Origin of the sequence: Pedobacter sp. UC225_61 (genome assembly GCF_044452285.1) — a bacterium.
Taxonomy (GTDB): domain Bacteria; phylum Bacteroidota; class Bacteroidia; order Sphingobacteriales; family Sphingobacteriaceae; genus Pedobacter.
This window is the reverse complement of sequence record NZ_JBIOAL010000001.1, coordinates 3,106,390-3,124,160: the sequence shown is the minus strand read 5'-3', so window position 1 is coordinate 3,124,160 and position 17,771 is coordinate 3,106,390. Positions and strand designations below refer to the sequence as shown.

Below are 17,771 nucleotides of genomic sequence, written 5' to 3'. Positions count from 1 at the left end.
ATGAAAAGGTTAAGCTATATTTTATGTTTGGTTGTGGTATTAGCAACAGCATGTAAAGACAAAACGAAATTTACGATTGACGGGAAAATTGAAAATCCTGGAACAGAAAAGAAAGTTTACCTATATGGAATGGCAAGCAGTAATATGGTTGTTTTAGATTCTACCATTTTATCTGAAAAAGGAGAATTTAAGTTTTCAAGGGTTTCTCCAGAAGCTGATTTTTACCGTATTAATATTGGTGCGAATGAATATATGGTTATTGCTAAAAATGGCGACGAAATCATTTTTAATGCAGATTTAGCAAATAAAAATCATGAATATAAGGTAAAAGGCGCTGAAGATGCTGTTAAATTGGAAGAATTTAATACGTTGAAAAGTTCCTATTCTGCAAAAATAGAAACCATTAAAAATGATTTTGAACAAAAAGTAGCCGCAAATCCTGATAGTAGAGAAGCATTAGTTCAAGAAATTACACCTAAATACATGAAAGCTATTCAGGATTTAAATGGTGCGGTGATCAAATTTGCAAACGACAATACAAAATCACTAGTAAGTTTTTATGCAATTAGCTTGGTTAATCCGACAGGAAATGAAGCAGCTATGGTGAATTATGCAGAAAAAGTTGATGAGGATTTGAAGAAAAATCCAGCTGTAAAAACCTTTGTTGAAAAAGTTTCTAAATTAAAAGCGGTGCAAATTGGGCAACAGGCGCCAGATTTTAGCATGAATTCAATTGATGGAAAAACGATTAGTTTAAAAGACTTTAAAGGCAAATATGTGCTGATAGATTTTTGGGCTTCGTGGTGCGGACCATGCAGAAATGAAAATCCTAATGTAGTTAAAGCATACAATAAATTTAAAAATAGAAATTTCACAATTTTAGGTATTTCCTTAGATAAAGATAAAGCCGCCTGGGCTCAGGCTATTCAACAAGATGGCTTAACATGGAATCATGCAAGTGAATTAGCTGATTTTGAAGGGCCAACAGTTAGGTTATATCAAGTAGAAGCTATCCCTGCATCATTTCTTTTAGATCCCAATGGAAAAATTATAGCTAGAAATTTAAGGGGAGAGGAATTGGATAGTTTCTTAAACAAAACCTTACCTTAAACCTAATTTCATGTTAAAATTATTACGTGTTTTAACAATTTGTTAACTTCATTTTAACTCAATAGTGCAATAGTATACTTACTTTCGTAACAAATAAACAAGCGATGAGTACAGCGAAACAAAAAATATTAATTGTTGATGATGAACCAGATATTTTAGAGCTGATTGAGTACAACTTAAAAAAAGAGGGTTATCAAGTATTTTTAGCAAGTAATGGTCAAGATGGAATTTCGGTTGCAAAGAAAGTTCATCCAGATTTAATAATTTTAGACATTATGATGCCTAAGATGGATGGAATTGAAGCTTGCCGTTTAATGAGAGCTATTCCAGAGTTTAAAAATACCTTCATGGTTTTTTTAACAGCTAGAAGTGAAGAATACTCTGAAATAGCAGGCTTTAACGTAGGTGCCGATGATTATATCGCAAAACCAATTAAACCAAGAGCTTTGGTAAGTCGAATTAATGCAATTCTTCGTAGAAATTCGAGCGGTGAAGAAGTTTCTGATAACAAAGTTGAAATTGGCGATTTGGTAATTGATAGAGAAGCATATTTGGTTTTTCAAAATGGAGAGAAGGTAGTTTTAGCCAAAAAAGAATTTGAATTATTATACCTTTTAGCTTCAAAACCAGGTAAAGTTTACACTAGAGAATCTATTCTTAAAAATATCTGGGAGGATTCGGTTGTGGTAACCAATCGTACTATTGACGTACATATTCGTAAACTACGTGAAAAACTGGGTGAAAACTATGTTGCTACTGTAAAAGGAGTAGGCTATAAATTCGAACTTTCCTAATAAAATTCATATTTCATTTACCTAAATATTAACAAGGTCTTGGTGTTTCACTAAGACCTTGTTGCTTTTTTCGTACTTTTGCAGCATACTTAATAACACAGAGTGAAATACCCAAATTTTAAAGACCTTATTATTTTTGAAAGCGATGATTATATCGTAGTAAACAAACCTCCTTTTGTTGCTTCTTTAGATGAACGTGGTGCAGCTGGTGAAGTGAATATCTTGCGTTTAGCTAAACAATATTCAGCCGATGCACAAGTTTGTCATCGATTAGATAAAGAAACCTCAGGAGCCATTGTTATTGCTAAAAATCCTGAAGCATACCGTAATTTATCTATGCAATTTGAAAGAAGAAAGGTTAAAAAGATTTATCACGCAGTGGTGGATGGACAATATCAATTTGATAATTTATTTGTTGACTTGCCGATATTAAACGACGGAAATAAAAACGTAACAATTGATAGAGCGGAAGGTAAACGAGCTGAAACATATTTCAATTCTATAAAAAATTACAAGCATTATACTTTGGTAGAATGTAAACCAGTTACAGGAAGAATGCACCAAATTCGTATTCACCTTGCTACACAACGTGCAGCTATTTGTGGCGATCATATGTATAAAGGTAAACCAGTTTTTTTATCAGCCATTAAAAAAGGGTACCGTTTAGCCAAAGATGAAGAGGAACAACCGATTATGAAACGTTTTGCACTTCATGCTAAAGAAATCACTTTCAAAGGTTTGGATGAGCAAGATATTCATATTGAAGCACCTTATCCGAAGGATTTTACTACACTTTTGAAGCTTTTAGATAAATTTGATGCCTAGTCTAAAAGTTAGTTCTACTTCAATTTTCTTTTTGCCACTTGCTTTTGTTGATCATCTTGAATAATTTTTAATAAAAGGTTTTCATCGATAATTTTATAGCGTTTATCAATTGCTAAGACGCCATTTTGCTCGTTTAATTCTACCATCACTTTAAAAAAGGTTTCATAAGAAACACCAGAAAAGGCAGATAAATCTTGCCTAGTAATTTCTAGGTTAATGAAGTCATTTTCGTCTTTTCCAAATTGATTTTTTAAAGAAATAAAAGATTGAGCAATACGAGCTTTAACGGACATATGTGCTAGATCTCTCATTCTCCGATCAGTATTTTGTAGTTCGTTGGCAAAAAATCGCATTAAATTATACGTCAATTTAGTATTCACTTCTAAAGTGGATTCGAAAAAATCCATTTCTAAATAACAAACTATAACTTTCTCTAATGCGGTAGCAGAAACTGGATAAAAATTTTCTGTACCGAGTCCTAAATGACCTAAAATATCTCCTTTATTAGCAAATCGAACAATGAATTCTTTTTCTTCATCCCAATATTTATGCACCTTTACTTTACCATCGTAAATAAAGTATATACCTTTTACAGGATCACCTTCCTTAAAAATTTGTTGCCCCTTTTTAAATTCAAAGTTCTTCTTGTTCAAACTTATAAGTGGTTGCCAGCCTTTTAGAACAGACTGACATAAAAAACATGTACTTTGATTACATTTTGTAGAGCTCAATTTCATTTCGGTATATTAAAATGCAATATTAATCATTAAAATTTAGTATTATGATTATTCATATTTTATTACATTAGCAATATAATATTAATCATTATATATTTTAATAATTTAATTTTATTGTATAAACAATGTTTTTATATTGCAATAATGCTTTTCATTTTCTACTTTTGCAAAATAGTTAATACATCTATAAAGGTGTATAATCACCCTAGTTTATGAAACACAAAAACAATGTGGGCATTCCGATTTCCACCGGATTAGGCAATTTAGAAAATAAAGTATTCGAGTCTAAACGTTCTTTTATTGCCAAAAAAAGCCTACTTAAAATTGCGGCACTATCTATTTTAGTTGCCGTATTTATCAGTCTAATTGCTAAGTTTTTAATTTACTTAATTAATCTCGTAACTAACTTATCTTTCTATGGTGAATTTAGTGGTAATTTTCATAGTCCTGCAGATAATAATCTAGGATTATGGGTAATTGTTATCCCAATAATTGGTGGAATAATGGTTGGGTTTATGGCGCTTTATGGTTCAAAGGCAATTAGAGGCCATGGTATTCCTGAAGCGATGGAACAAATTTTAGTTAATCAAAGTAAAATTAAACCTTCAATTACAATTTTAAAACCACTTTCATCCGCTATTGCTATAGGAACAGGTGGACCTTTTGGCGCAGAAGGACCAATCATTGCAACAGGTGGCGCTTTAGGCTCTACATTAGGCCAGTTATTTAAAATAAATTCAAACGAACGTAAAATAATATTAGCAGCTGGAGCAACAGCAGGTATGTCTGCAGTCTTTGGAACCCCAATCGCTGCGATTTTTTTAGCAATTGAACTTTTATTATTTGAGTTCTCGCCAAAGGCAATATTGCCGGTAGCATTGGCATGTATTACTGGAGCAGCCGGACATCATTTATTATTTGAATCCGGGCCAGTATTTTCAATGCCTGATCTAGTAGTACCATCTAACCTAGCTTTAGGTATCTACAGTTTGGTAGGTATTATCATCGGGTTTATCTCCATTGGTCTAACCAAAATTGTATACTTTATAGAAGATACTTTTGAAAAAATTCCTATTCATTGGGTATGGTGGCCAGCTGTTGGAGGTATTGCGGTAGGGATAATCGGTTACTTTTCGCCACATACACTTGGTGTCGGTTACGATAACATTACAACCATGCTATCTGGAAAAACAACGCTAATCTTAATGGTGAGTTTATGTTTTTTTAAATTTCTTTCTTGGTCAATTGCATTAGGAAGTGGAACTTCTGGAGGCACTTTAGCTCCGTTATTAACCATAGGTGGTGCCGCTGGAGCAATTTTAGGAAGTTTAATTTTAACAGTATTTCCTAATGCTGGTATCAATATTCCAATGGCAGCCTTAATTGGCATGTCGGCAATGTTTGCAGGAGCATCACGAGCATACCTAACCAGTATTACTTTTGCATTAGAAGCTACCATGCAATCGAACGCACTGTTACCTTTATTGGGGGCTTGTACAGGTTCATATTTAGTTTCTTTTTTCTTTATGGAAAATACAATAATGACGGAAAAAATTGCCAGAAGAGGAATTATCACTCCAGATTCTTACGAGCCAGATGTGTTGAGTAAAATAAATGTAGAGCAAATTATTAAAAAGGATGAATTTGTGTTAAACACTAAAGATACCATCTTACAAGTATTGGATAGGATTAAAGATATACACATTAAACAAAATCATTTTTTGGTTAAAGATGCAAAAGGATCCTTTGACGGTGTTTTAAATATTCAAAATCTGACTGCAAAAAAGCTCGATCTACAAGAAACTATAGCTGGGAGTGTTAAAAGAAATTTACCCTTCATCAACAACGTTGATACACTTAAAAGAGCTTTAGAAGTTTTGTTTTTGAATAAACAAGAGTATGCACCTGTTGTTTCAGTGATAACCAATGAAATTATTGGATTAATTTCTCAAAAAGATATCCTAGCTGCTTATAACCAGCACTTAGTAAAAGACAAAGAAGTGACTGCCAATTTATCACTTACAAGACAACGCAAAAAAGTTTTAGTTCGAGGTAGACAGTTAATTGCGAAGAGAAAATAAGAATATAAAATTAGGCTGTAGCTTTAGATTAAAACTTACAGCCTAAAAATTAGTTATTTATTCGGCTCTTTTTAAACCGAATTTTTCAATTTTACTATACAAATGACTGCGTTGAATTTCTATATCATCAGCAGTTTTAGAAACATTCCAGTTATTTTTTTCCAATTTAAATTTGATAAACTCTTTTTCAGCATAATCTTTATAATCCTGAAAATTTGAGAATTTTTCATAGTTCAAAGCCGTTCCTCCATTTGTAGCGGCTACATCATTACTGCTAGCAGCGCCAATATTTGTCCCACCCGAAGGATTTGCAAATGCAATCACATCATTTTCGGTTATTATTTTATCACTCAAAATAATTAAACGTTCAATCATGTTATGTAATTCACGTACATTTCCTGTCCATGGTAACGCTTTTAAAGCATTCATCGCTCCATCGCTAATCTTCTTAACAGGCATTCCGTAATCTCCACAAATTTCCTCTAAAAAGTTTTGTGCAATTTCTGGTATGTCATCTGTACGTTCTGTTAAATGAGGTACGTGAATATTAATAACATTTAATCGGTGATAAAGGTCCATCCTAAAATTTCCATCCTCAATTTCCTTCATTAAATCTTTATTTGTTGCAGCAATTACACGAACATTTACATCTAACTCTTTTTCGCCACCAACACGCGTAATTTTATGTTCTTGTAAAGCACGAAGTACTTTTGCTTGAGCAGAAAGGCTCATGTCACCAATTTCATCTAAAAACAACGTTCCCCCATTAGCCAATTCAAATTTTCCTATACGTTGTTTAACAGCTGATGTAAACGAGCCTTTTTCGTGACCAAAAAGTTCACTTTCAATTAATTCTGATGGAATAGCAGCACAGTTAACTTCTATTAAAGGACTATCAGCTCTGTTCGATTTTTCATGAATCCATCGAGCAACCAATTCTTTACCACTACCATTTGCACCGGTAACCAACACACGAGCTTCAGTAGGAGCAACGCGTTCAATTGTTTCCTTAATTTTAGTAATACTATCCGATTCACCTAAAATATGGCGTGTTTTACTTACTCTACGTTTTAAAACTTTGGTTTCAGTAACTAACGTTCCGCGATCTAATGCATTACGAACGGTAATTAATAACCTATTTAAATCTGGTGGTTTAGAAACAAAATCAAATGCACCTTTTTTACTAGCCTCAATGGCAGTTTCTACGGTCCCATGACCAGATATCATAATAAAAGGAAGATCCGGTTTTAAGATAAGTGCATTCTCAAGCACTTCCATACCATCCATTTTATTCATTTTGATATCGCACAATACCAAATCGTAGTTGTTCTTCTTAATCAAATCTAATCCATCAATACCATTATCAATGTCATCAACTTCATAACTTTCATATTCTAAAATCTCACGTAACGTGCTTCTTATCGCTCTCTCATCATCTATAATCAGCAATTTTGCCATAGGGTATTCAGTTTTTTAAATAGAGTGCTAATATATCGTTTTTTGTTTAATGTATAGTTTTTTATACAATTAGTTAAGCTATAAACCATAAAGCAAGTTAAAAGTTTGAGCGATTAATCATTTAAAAAAACAAAGGTATTTTCTCTTTGGTTTCAGTGCTACTTTTCTTAAGCGCAAAAAAAATGTAACTTTTCATGCAATAAGATTTATATCGTTGAAATTTATGCAGCTATTGAAATTTTTCAGCCATAAAAAAGAAAAAAATACAAGCCTGTAAGCCGGGTTCTGTTTCCGATAATCGGAATTCTACCATTAATCTACTATAAACGTTGCCATTTATCTCTAACGACCTACCCACTAACATCGAGCGAGCAGCCCTACATGCGTTAGCCTATTTGGTCTTTCAACTCCCGAGGTTTACCAAAACGTTAATCGCTTAACGAGTTCGTGAGCTCTTACCTCACGTTTTCACCCTTACTCCAACACGTTAGAGCGGTATATTTTCTGTGGCACTTTCTGTCATTCAGGTCTTCAATCCCAAATGCCTTCCCGTTAGGAAGCGAGATGCTCTATGTTGCCCGGACTTTCCTCTCTTCTACTTACGCAGAACAGCGATAGAACAGCTTGTATTTTTCACAAAGATAGTTTTTTTAAGCTGAACGCTTAAAAAAAGTCCAAAGTCTACAGTACAGTATTAAGTATTGATTGACTAAGTAGACTTTGGATTTCTGACTTTAATCTCAAGGTTATTTACAACTCGCTAAATCTTTAGCAACTTGCTCATATGTATACATTCCTTGTTTATTACCAAAAGAATTAGTGACATATACAATCACCTGAGCTAAATCTATATCATGTAATTTAGAAAATGCTGGCATTTTGCCTTGATAGTTTTTCCCATTAATTAAAACGCCTTTATTTGAACCATTTTTAATAATGCAAGCTAATTGTGCTTTATTTTCTTTCAAAAACGTACTATCAGTTAAGGGAGGAGCTAATTCTCCCAAACCTTCACCATTTGCACCATGGCAATTCTGACAATTAGCGATATACAGATCTTTACCGCCTGTCATGTATTTTGCTTGTTCCATTTCACTTGCATCTTGGCAAGAGTAAATAATAGAACAAATCGCGAATGAAAAAACTACAGGTAAAATGATTTTGCGCATTATTTCTTTTCTTCAGCCAATAAAGTTACGATGTCTTTTTTCAATTTTTCTACTTCTTCGGTTTTAGTGCCATCATAAGCACCACGCATTCTTTTTTCTTTATCAATTAAAACCAACCAACCTTGGTGTATATAACCATCCGTTGCTGTACTATCTTCTTTAACAACAGTTAGATAACTCTTTTCAGCTAAATTATAAATTTCATCTTTACCACCGTATACAAATTGCCATTGCGGTACATCTACACCTAATTTTTGAGCATATTTTTTTAATACCGATGGTTTATCGTATTTAAAATCAATAGTGTGTGATAAGAATAAGATATCAGGATTACCTTTATATTGCTCATACACAGTTTTTAAATTTCTATGCATGGTGGGGCAAATAGTAGTGCAAGAAGTAAAAAAGAAATCGGCTACGTAAATTTTTCCTTTAAACATATCCTGCGTAATGTATGTGCTATCTTGATTTAAAAATTTAAATGCAGGAATAGTTTGATAAATCGTATCTACTCTTTCAGTTCCATCTTTATCTTTAATTATTTTGGCTTCTCGTTGACCATAAATTGGTAACTTTTTTTCGTTTGTACAGGCAGTAAAACTGATTGTTAAAAATAATACAGCTAAAATACTACCGATGTTTTTAAATTTTATCATGATGATTGAATTTGATTACAAACATACGCTAAACACAAAATAATGTTTAACGTATGCTAATGTATTTGTTAAGATTTTAATAAATAATACAATTGATTGATATTGTAAGTTACACCTAAGTATATTTTGGCGGCACTTTGTGGATGGTCTGTTTCAGCTTCCCACGCATTCTTCTGAATTCCGATATTTAAGGCAATGTTTTTATAGTATAAATCTGCACCAATACCAGCCATTAAATTATTCATTTCATGCTCACCAGTTTTTACACCTTTATAAGTTTCTCCAGCCGACTTTTCATAAAAAAACTGAACAGAAGGAGTAACCTGCCAATCTTTACTAATTTTTTGAGTGTAAAAAAGATTTAAAAATGTCGTGTTGCTATTTGCAATGCCTTCTTGTTCATTATTTTCTCCGTTAAATTTGTAAGAACTATTTATGCTTAAGCCAAATTTTCTATAACCTATTAAATAATTAGCATATACAAAACCATCGGTACTTCCTGTGCCTGGTTGCATTAATGCAGAATATCGAATGCCAGATGTAGTTTTTAAATCATTCTTGCCGCTAGGTAATTTTAAACCTGCACCAACAATTAAACGTTGATTAAAAGTGGACTGATCTAATTTTCTAATTAAATGATAACCAGCATATAAGTTAATATCTCCAACTCCAGAAATAGAAGAAGTATTGCCATTGTAGCGCTCACTATTTGAATTATAAGCAATAATTGCGTTTAGTTCAATGCGTTTATGTACAAAATATCGACCTCTTATTTCTATAGTTCGGTATAATTCATAATCGTTCGGATTACCGTTATGCTCTGTTAAAGAAGCAGTTCTATCATTTTTTGGAAAAAGGAATTTACTTCCAGTAGGAAATGTATAATGATTTTGTCCTTGATAACCGCTAAATGAGCGATAACGGTATAATAAACCAACGCTACTTTGGTTATCGTAAGGAGTTAGGCCCATAAAACAACCACAAATATCACATGCAGAAGCACTAAATGATAAAGTGATTAGAACAAATAGTACGAACTTAATTTTCATTGAAAATTTTATTTTTGATAAATTCATCGTCTGTTAATGTTTTTAAAAAACTAATTAATTGTTGTTTTTGAATGGAAGATAGGGGAATGCCAAGCTGTGAGCTTTTAATTAAAGCTGGATCTAAATTTTCACTATGTTGCACACCAGAATTGTAATGTTCTAGCACTTTTTCAAGAGTGTTAAAACGACCATCGTGCATATAGGGAGAGGATAATTCTATATTCCTTAATGTTGGTACACGGAATTTTCCTTTGTCAGTTGATAAACCTGTAATCACTTTTCTTCCTTCATCAACACCGTTTAAATCTAAACCATTGCTGGTATAGTTTAAATTGGTAAACAAAGGCTCTGTATGACAACTAGCACACTTCTCTTTAAATAACTGACAACCTTGCTGTTCATCGGCTGTAAAAGTATTTTGCTGAGGATTTCGCATTACTTTATCGTATTTGCTATTTGCAGAAATCATAGCAGCCGTAAACTGAGCCAAAGCTTTTAACAAATTCTGAGAATTTATAGTTGCTGAACCGAATGCATCTTTAAAAAGCTGAGGGTATGGACTAGTTGTATTTAAAAGATTTACAATCGTATTTAAATCAGTTCCCATTTCGCAAACGTCTGTAATTGCATTTATAGGCACAATTTCTAAGTTCTTAGCGCCACCATCCCAAAAAAACTCTTTTTGCCAGGCCAAATTGAATAATACTGGTGCATTTCGTTTACCTAAACAATTGTTTACACCATGGCTTACTTTATGATCTAAATTTGCAAAACCGGCAAATTGTTGATGACAACTGCCACAAGAAATTGTTTTGTCTGCAGATAATCTAACGTCATAAAACAGTTTTTTACCTAAAGCGAAACCACTATTTGTTAAAATATTACCTTCAAATTTGTATACAGCATCTGGAAAATTTTTAGGAACCACAAACCGAATGTCCTCGGTTTGTGATTTTATAACTTCAGTTTTGCTACAGGCATACAATACTCCAATACTTACAAAAAGTATGAAGTATATTTTTAAATACCTCATAGTTAATTATGTATGTGTTTAAATTCAAATAAACTAGTTGCGTAATTGTCGGCAACTAACACAGAGTTTGCGCCACCCATAGTAAAGTTTAGATTAGCAAAGCTGATGTTTTGTTTACCAGAAAATAAACTTCCAGCATTGGCTGTAAAATGTACTTGAGGATTTTTATCAGCTCTAATTCTTAATGGATTTCCAGTACTAAAATCAGTGCTGAATGTCCTAATTGTATTATTTGGATCAACAATACCACCGATATGGAAAGTTAGCGCATTATTAGTTGCAGTTGATTGTGGCGATGTTCCTTCTAATTTTACAAAAATATAACCACTGTTCCAAGTCCAAAACATACCCAGAGCTGGATCAAGTGCGCCTGTTTGTGCACCTGCTAAATTCCTTTCCTTGTCTACACCAATAATAAAGGAAATTTTAGTGTAATCTCCTAACGGGATATTCTTGAAATTGGTTAAAAATGAACTTGGTTTCGCTGCATCAATCAAAATGTAACTTTCTGGTAGGCTATAAATACTACCATCCGTTTTAGTCAATTTAATATTACTCACATAATATTTAAAAACTGAAATGTTAAAATTATCACCGTTAGCATTTTTATAATTTTGATTGTTTAGAACTAATGGTGCACCATTTACTTCATTTTCGAATTCAATTGTAAATGTGCCTTTTTCTGATGAGTTGATCGCTTCATCTTTTTTACAAGATGTAAATCCTATGATTACTGTGAAAAGTAAAATCAATATATTTTTGATATTCATTAGTTGAATTTATAAGGTGGAAATAGCCATAGCAAAGCTGATGCTAGTGCATAACTATTTTTAAAATGTAAATTGTTTTTGCTGAGATAACAGCTTGACCTTGCATTAAGGTCAATGTTGTAAAGGCCTAAACTTGCTTAGGCGGATGGAAAATAGAAATGGCGGTATTAATTGGACTTTTTTGTAGATAATTTGGAATTGCCAATGAAAATGATGTTTCATAAACAGGGGCCAATAAATCTGCGGTGATAGGAGCGACCGTTTCAACAATTCTTTTTAAATTATCTTGTTCTTGCTTATTCTTTTGCTCCAATTCTTTCAACTTGATATCCATAAAACATTTACCCTCACAGTGCAGCTCAGGTTTATCTTTATTGGTACAAAGCACAGATGAAATATATGCTCTATTAAAGGAATAAGATGATGATAATACCCAGTAATTAAAGCAATTGGCTAATATGCCAAACAATAAAAAGAGTGCAATAACTTTTCTACGGATAATCATCGTCGCAAAAGTAAGCATTGATTTCTATTTGTTAGCGATTAATTATAATTTTTATAAGGATGTAGATTATGTATTTTAGCTTCCAATTCATCACTAAATACTTTAATAGATACTGATGTTAAAACTCAATTATAAATGCTCAATTCTCTTTTTGGTTATAGGCTTAAGTTTAGCTTTTAAAGTAAATGCACAAGTTTCATCACAAAAACTGACTGCAAATTGGAGTTTTCAAGAACAGGATGATGCAAAATGGTATCCTGCAAAAGTACCAGGAGAGGTGCATGTAGATTTGATGACTAATAAATTAATTCCAGATCCATTTTATCGTGATAACGAAAAGAAATTGCAATGGATAGAAAAAGAAAATTGGGATTATAAAAGTGCTTTTTCGGTTTTATCGGATGTTTTTCAGAAACAACATGTAGAATTGGTGTTTGATGGTTTAGATACCTATGCTGATGTATATTTAAATGGAAAACTGATTTTACAAGCTAACAATATGTTTCGCCAATGGAAAATTGATGTAAAAAAAGTACTTAAACAGAAAGATAATAAACTGCTTATCCGTTTCCGCTCTGCTCAAAATACAGTTTAACTCTTTAGCAAAAGCTGATGTTCCGTTTATAATTCCTGACAATCCACGAACTTATGTACGTAAAGCACAATTTCATTTTGGTTGGGATTGGGGGCCAAAGTTAACAGGTTGTGGAATTTGGAAAGAAATGAGGTTAGAAGGGTATGATCAAAAACCTATTGAAAAACCATTTGTTGCTCCGATAAACGTAGAATTAGTTCAACAACCCGATGAAAAAGGAACATCATTCTATTTTAAAATTGATGGAAAACCTGTGTACATGAAGGGTGCAAATTACATTCCATCAGATGCTTTTGTAACAAGAATGACTAAAAATGATTATCGAAAAATGCTGTTAATGGCAAAGGATGCTAATATGAATATGCTGAGAGTTTGGGGTGGAGGAATTTATGAATCAGATGATTTTTATGATCTGTGTGATTCGTTGGGCATTCATGTTTGGCAAGATTTTATGTTCGCTGGAGCGATGGTTCCAGGAGATAAAGCCTTTTTTGATAATGTGAGAGAAGAAGTTAAATATCAAGTTAAACGATTACGTCATCATAAAAGTATTGTATTATGGTGTGGGAATAATGAAATTGATGAAGCCTTTAATCGATGGGGCTGGCAAAATCAATTTCGTATTCCGCCTAAAGATTCTGCAAAACTCTGGAACGATTATACCCGATTATTTAGAGACAGTATTCCTAAATGGTTAAAGGAAGTTGATGATAGTAGACCATACATTAGCTCTTCACCTAAATATGGATGGGGGGTTAGAAATAGCTTTACCGAAGGCGATAGTCATTATTGGGGAGTTTGGTGGGGTAATGAAGATTTCGAAGCTTTTGAAAATAAAACAGGCAGATTTGTAAGTGAATATGGAATGCAAGCCATGCCAAATTATTCGAGTATTTTAAAGTTTACCCAACCACAGGATAGATATTTGTTTTCAGAGGTTTTAAAACATCATCAAAAAGCTGGAAACGGATTTGATAAACTGAATATTTATCTCAAGAATTACATGATTGATTCTGCAAAAATTAGTAAGCTTTCTGTTGAAGATTATACGTATCTCACACAATGTGTACAATATTATGGGTTTAAAAACATGATATTAATTCATCAGAGTAAGGAGCCCTATAACATGGGAACCCTGCTTTGGCAATTAAATGATTGTTGGCCAGTTGCGAGTTGGAGTATTACCGATTATTACGATAGAGCACCAAAAGCTGCTTGGTACGCAGTAAAAGAAGCTTATAGAGATGATGGTAAACCTGAAAGAGATATAGTAAAACCTAAAGACTTAAAATTAACTAATCCGAAAATCACCTATCAAATTACAGGAAATCAAATCATTTTAAAATCATCAAGCTTTGCTAAATATGTTTTTGTGGATATTGCTAGTTACAAAGGTAAACTCAGCGAGAATTACTTCGATTTAGAACCTGGAAAAAATAAGGTCATTACTTTTGACTTGAAAGAGTTAAAAGGTAAGGCTATTGTAGTTAGGTTAAAATCACTTTGGGATGTGGTTAATTAGTTGCCATTGAAATGATGGATAATAAAAAAGGTTGGTGCTTTATGCGCCAACCTTTTTTATATGAGATTGCTTCGTACCTCGCAATGACGAATCTGTTTAACCCTGCAAATCCTCCATTATTGTTTTAATTTTCTCTGTGAGTTTTGCTTCAGTTTCATCAAAATCAGCTACACTCGCTAAAGGAGTATTTACACTGCAATAGAACTTAATTTTAGGTTCTGTACCACTTGGTCTGGCAGAAATAATACTTCCATCGGCAGTAATAAACTGTAAAACATCAGATTTTGGAAACCCTAGTTCTTTGCTAGTACTTGCTTTAATATCTGTTTCTTTATTTAGTTCATAATCTTTTAAGGTAACAACTTCAGAACCGCCCAATTTTGCAGGTGGATTGTTTCTGAATTTTTCCATCATCGCTTTGATTTCTTCAGCACCGGTTTTACCTTTTTTAGTAATCGATACTAAATCTTCTTTGTACATGCCATAGTTAACATACATTTCAATCATTGCTTGATATAAACTGCTGCCTTTATCTTTGTAAAAAGCAGTCATTTCAGCAATAAATGCACAAGAAACCACTGCATCCTTATCTCTAACGAAATCGCCAATTAAATAACCATAACTTTCTTCACCACCGGCAATAAAAGTTTTTTTGCCTTCTAAGCTGGTCATTACATTTCCAATCCATTTAAAACCGGTTAACGTATTGAAGTATTCAACTCCTTTCGCATCGCAAATAGCTTTAATTAAACTAGTTGTCACGATAGTTGAAACCACATATTCGTTTCCAGTTAGTTTTCCTTTCTCTTCCCAAGCAGTTAAAATGTAGTTGATTAATAAGCTTCCTGTCTGGTTTCCATTTAATAAAACAAATTCACCATCGTTATTTTTTACTGCAATGCCCACACGGTCGGCATCTGGATCAGTGGCTAAAACTAAATCAGCATCAAGTTCTTTTGCTTTTTTTAGTGCTAAAGTCAATGCTTCTTTTTCTTCAGGATTTGGATAAACAACTGTTGGAAAATTTCCATCAGGTTTACTCTGTTCTTCAACTACAGTTACATTCGTAAAACCGAATTGAGCTAATGCTTTAGGAACTAAGGTAATTCCAGTACCATGAATAGGAGAGTAAACTATTTTTAAATCATGTTCACGAGCAATAGCATCTGGTGAAACTGAAAGTTCAGTGATTTTATCTAAATAAAGTTTGTCAATTTCTTCTCCTATTAATTCTACGTTGCTATCAATGCGGTCAAATTTTACTTCATCAATATTTTTAATAGCAGCAACTTCATCCATCACCATTTTATCGTCTGGAGAAGTAAATTGTCCGCCATCATTTCCGTAAGCTTTGTAACCGTTGTATTCTTTCGGATTATGTGATGCTGTTAACATTACACCGCTTTTACAGCCTAATGTACGGATGGCAAAAGAGAGTTCTGGGGTTGGTCTTAATGCAGAAAAAAAGTAAACATGAATACCGTTTGCAGAGAATACATCTGCTGTAATTTTCGCAAAATAATCTGAGTTGTTTCTGCTGTCATGCGCAATAGCTACACTTATTTTTTCTCCAGCATATTTTTTATTCAAATAATTTGCTAAACCTTGTGTAGCTGTGCCAATAGTGTATTTGTTAATGCGATTCGATCCAGGACCCATAATGCCACGTAATCCGCCAGTACCAAACTCTAAATTCCTATAAAATGAATCAGTTAATTCGGTATACGCTGCTTTATCTAATAAAGATTGAATTTCTGATTTGGTATCTTGGTCGTAATTGCCAGTAAGCCATTGATTTATGGTTTTTAAAGTAGCTTCTTCTAATTGCATAACTAAATTTGGTTGATGTTTTGGTATATATTACAAAACAGAATTAAAATTGTTCATTCTATTTTTTAAGAACTCAATCAGAATTTTATTTTGTCATTTAAGCGGAAATTAGTGGTCTTTTCGTTAATTTCACGCCGCGTTACAATAATAAGAAAAATACGCATTCTAAAATAAAAAATGAAGATATTAAAATTTGGCGGTACGTCTGTAGGTAGCCCAGAGCGCATGAAAAAATTGCTGGATATCATTAATCCAGTTGAAGAACAAATCGTAGTATTATCAGCGGTGTCTGGTACTACAAACAGTTTAGTTGAAATTTCTGCCAAGTTACTCAAGGAGGATAAAAAGAGTGCAACCGAATTAATTAATGCTTTACACCAGAAATACAATGAGTTTGTAATTGAACTTTTGCCAGCTGGCGATTTTAGAGAACAAGGACAAGAAGTGGTTGATTATCATTTCAATTTCTTGAATTCATTAACAAATGATCTATTCACAAGCATAGAAGAGAAGGTAGTTTTGGCTCAGGGCGAATTATTATCCACTACTTTATATCATATTTATTTAAAATCTATTGACGTGCCATCGGTACTTTTACCAGCTTTAGATTTTATGAAAATCGATGAAGATAATGAGCCAGATGTTCCATTTACAACTGAACATTTAACTCCATTACTAGCTCAGCATAAAGGCAATAAAGTATTTATTACCCAAGGTTTTATCTGTAGAAATAGTTTTGGAGAAGTAGATAATTTACGCAGAGGCGGAAGTGATTATACAGCTTCATTATTAGGCGCAGCTATTATGGCTGAAGAAGTTCAAATTTGGACCGATATTGATGGTATGCACAACAATGATCCGAGAATTGTAAAAGGTACTAAACCTATTTCTCATTTATCATTTGATGAAGCGGCAGAATTAGCTTATTTCGGCGCTAAAATTTTGCATCCACAATCTGTTTTTCCTGCTCAGAAATACAAAATTCCCGTTAGGTTGTTAAATACAATGGAGCCTAAAGCTTTGGGAACGGTGATTAGTACTGAAAGCGAAAAAGGTAAAATTAAATCTATTGCGGCAAAAGATGGCATTACTGCTATTAAAATCCAATCGAGCAGAATGTTGTTGGCCTATGGTTTCTTACGTCGAATTTTTGAGATTTTCGAAAGATACAAAACACCAATTGATATGATTACCACTTCAGAAGTTGCGGTATCGTTAACTATTGATTTTACGGATAATTTGGATGAAATTATTAAAGAGTTGAATTCTTTTGGCTCGGTAGAAATTGATAAAGATCAAACTATTGTGTGTGTTGTAGGTGATTTTGGAGCAGAAAAACATGGCTATGCGGCTAAAGTATTAGATTCAATTAAACACATTCCAGTTCGTATGATTTCTTATGGTGGAAGTGCTTATAATATCTCACTTTTAGTAAGTACGCAAAACAAGGTTGAAGCACTAAGAAGCTTACACGATCGTATTTTTGAGTAAAATAATATTCAATTACACTCTTTTTCTGAGATAGAAATAGAGAAAAATGATAACCAACAAAAGTAAGATAGAAAGTCGGATTCTTCGTTCAAACTCCTTTCGACTAATATTTCCATTTTTGTAATCGATATAATTACCGGCATAAA

At 33.0% G+C, this 17,771-nt stretch carries 16 protein-coding genes, 1 other RNA gene and 1 pseudogene; 8 read left to right on the top strand and 10 right to left on the bottom strand.

Going from position 1 to position 17,771, the window contains the following annotated elements; all coding sequences use genetic code 11:
- The 3 genes from ACHMWN_RS14270 (at position 1) to ACHMWN_RS14260 (ending at position 2,729) form a co-directional block, all read left to right on the top strand.
- A complete protein-coding gene (locus tag ACHMWN_RS14270) occupies positions 1-1,110 on the top strand; it encodes a redoxin domain-containing protein (RefSeq protein ID WP_397302345.1) in 1,110 nt (369 codons plus the stop codon).
- A 104-nt stretch (positions 1,111-1,214) separates the two neighbouring features.
- Entirely contained in the window at positions 1,215-1,904 is a 690-nt protein-coding gene (locus ACHMWN_RS14265) for a response regulator transcription factor (protein WP_372820015.1), read from the top strand.
- 102 nt (positions 1,905-2,006) lie between these two features.
- Positions 2,007-2,729, top strand: a complete 723-nt coding sequence (locus ACHMWN_RS14260) for an RluA family pseudouridine synthase (RefSeq protein ID WP_397302342.1) — start codon at positions 2,007-2,009, stop codon at positions 2,727-2,729.
- A gap of 14 nt (positions 2,730-2,743) precedes the next feature.
- Here the strand turns inward: ACHMWN_RS14260 and ACHMWN_RS14255 are convergent, their stop codons facing one another.
- On the bottom strand, positions 2,744-3,466 hold the full coding sequence (locus tag ACHMWN_RS14255; RefSeq protein WP_397302340.1) for a Crp/Fnr family transcriptional regulator: 723 nt from the start codon (positions 3,464-3,466) through the stop codon (positions 2,744-2,746).
- Between the two features lie 212 nt (positions 3,467-3,678).
- Here ACHMWN_RS14255 and ACHMWN_RS14250 point away from each other — a divergent pair, with 212 nt between their 5' ends.
- On the top strand, positions 3,679-5,547 hold the full coding sequence (locus tag ACHMWN_RS14250) for a chloride channel protein (RefSeq protein WP_397302338.1): 1,869 nt from the start codon (positions 3,679-3,681) through the stop codon (positions 5,545-5,547).
- Positions 5,548-5,604: 57 nt separating this feature from the next.
- Here ACHMWN_RS14250 and ACHMWN_RS14245 read toward each other — a convergent pair whose 3' ends face one another.
- The 8 genes from ACHMWN_RS14245 to ACHMWN_RS14210 form a co-directional block, all read right to left on the bottom strand.
- The gene (locus tag ACHMWN_RS14245; RefSeq protein ID WP_397302336.1) at positions 5,605-7,005 is read right to left on the bottom strand and encodes a sigma-54-dependent transcriptional regulator; all 1,401 of its coding nucleotides are present in this window, start codon (positions 7,003-7,005) and stop codon (positions 5,605-5,607) included.
- Positions 7,006-7,263: 258 nt separating this feature from the next.
- Positions 7,264-7,636, bottom strand: an RNA gene (gene rnpB / locus ACHMWN_RS14240) — RNase P RNA component class A.
- A gap of 115 nt (positions 7,637-7,751) precedes the next feature.
- Positions 7,752-8,174 (bottom strand): c-type cytochrome, encoded by a 423-nt coding sequence (locus ACHMWN_RS14235; protein ID WP_397302334.1) that lies wholly within the window; start codon positions 8,172-8,174, stop codon positions 7,752-7,754.
- Positions 8,174-8,830, bottom strand: a complete 657-nt coding sequence (locus tag ACHMWN_RS14230) for an SCO family protein (RefSeq protein ID WP_397302332.1) — start codon at positions 8,828-8,830, stop codon at positions 8,174-8,176. Before ACHMWN_RS14230 ends, ACHMWN_RS14235 begins: the two co-directional genes overlap by 1 nt.
- A gap of 68 nt (positions 8,831-8,898) precedes the next feature.
- Positions 8,899-9,879, bottom strand: a complete 981-nt coding sequence (locus ACHMWN_RS14225; RefSeq protein WP_397302329.1) for a hypothetical protein — start codon at positions 9,877-9,879, stop codon at positions 8,899-8,901.
- A complete protein-coding gene (locus tag ACHMWN_RS14220; protein WP_397302326.1) occupies positions 9,869-10,912 on the bottom strand; it encodes a cytochrome-c peroxidase in 1,044 nt (347 codons plus the stop codon). The genes ACHMWN_RS14225 and ACHMWN_RS14220 overlap by 11 nt, the downstream gene beginning before the upstream one ends.
- Positions 10,913-10,914: 2 nt before the next feature.
- The gene (locus ACHMWN_RS14215) at positions 10,915-11,682 is read right to left on the bottom strand and encodes an MbnP family protein (RefSeq protein WP_397302322.1); all 768 of its coding nucleotides are present in this window, start codon (positions 11,680-11,682) and stop codon (positions 10,915-10,917) included.
- Positions 11,683-11,809: 127 nt separating this feature from the next.
- The gene (locus tag ACHMWN_RS14210) at positions 11,810-12,205 is read right to left on the bottom strand and encodes a hypothetical protein (RefSeq protein WP_397302319.1); all 396 of its coding nucleotides are present in this window, start codon (positions 12,203-12,205) and stop codon (positions 11,810-11,812) included.
- Positions 12,206-12,302: 97 nt separating this feature from the next.
- On the opposite strand from ACHMWN_RS14210, the gene ACHMWN_RS14205 reads away from it, so the two are divergent.
- The 3 genes and pseudogenes from ACHMWN_RS14205 (at position 12,303) to ACHMWN_RS14195 (ending at position 14,304) form a co-directional block, all read left to right on the top strand.
- Entirely contained in the window at positions 12,303-12,782 is a 480-nt protein-coding gene (locus ACHMWN_RS14205) for a glycosyl hydrolase 2 galactose-binding domain-containing protein (RefSeq protein WP_397302316.1), read from the top strand.
- Positions 12,736-12,894: pseudogene (locus ACHMWN_RS14200) on the top strand (glycosyl hydrolase 2 galactose-binding domain-containing protein); the annotation flags it as partial. The gene ACHMWN_RS14205 and the pseudogene ACHMWN_RS14200, both read left to right, overlap by 47 nt.
- Before the next feature lie 15 nt (positions 12,895-12,909).
- Entirely contained in the window at positions 12,910-14,304 is a 1,395-nt protein-coding gene (locus ACHMWN_RS14195; RefSeq protein WP_397302313.1) for a glycoside hydrolase family 2 protein, read from the top strand.
- 96 nt (positions 14,305-14,400) lie between these two features.
- Here ACHMWN_RS14195 and ACHMWN_RS14190 read toward each other — a convergent pair whose 3' ends face one another.
- Positions 14,401-16,134, bottom strand: coding sequence for a phospho-sugar mutase (locus ACHMWN_RS14190; protein WP_397302310.1), 1,734 nt, complete (start codon positions 16,132-16,134; stop codon positions 14,401-14,403).
- A 177-nt stretch (positions 16,135-16,311) separates the two neighbouring features.
- Between ACHMWN_RS14190 and ACHMWN_RS14185 the strand changes: the two genes are divergently transcribed.
- The gene (locus ACHMWN_RS14185) at positions 16,312-17,625 is read left to right on the top strand and encodes an aspartate kinase (protein ID WP_397302307.1); all 1,314 of its coding nucleotides are present in this window, start codon (positions 16,312-16,314) and stop codon (positions 17,623-17,625) included.
- Positions 17,626-17,771: the final 146 nt, after the last annotated feature.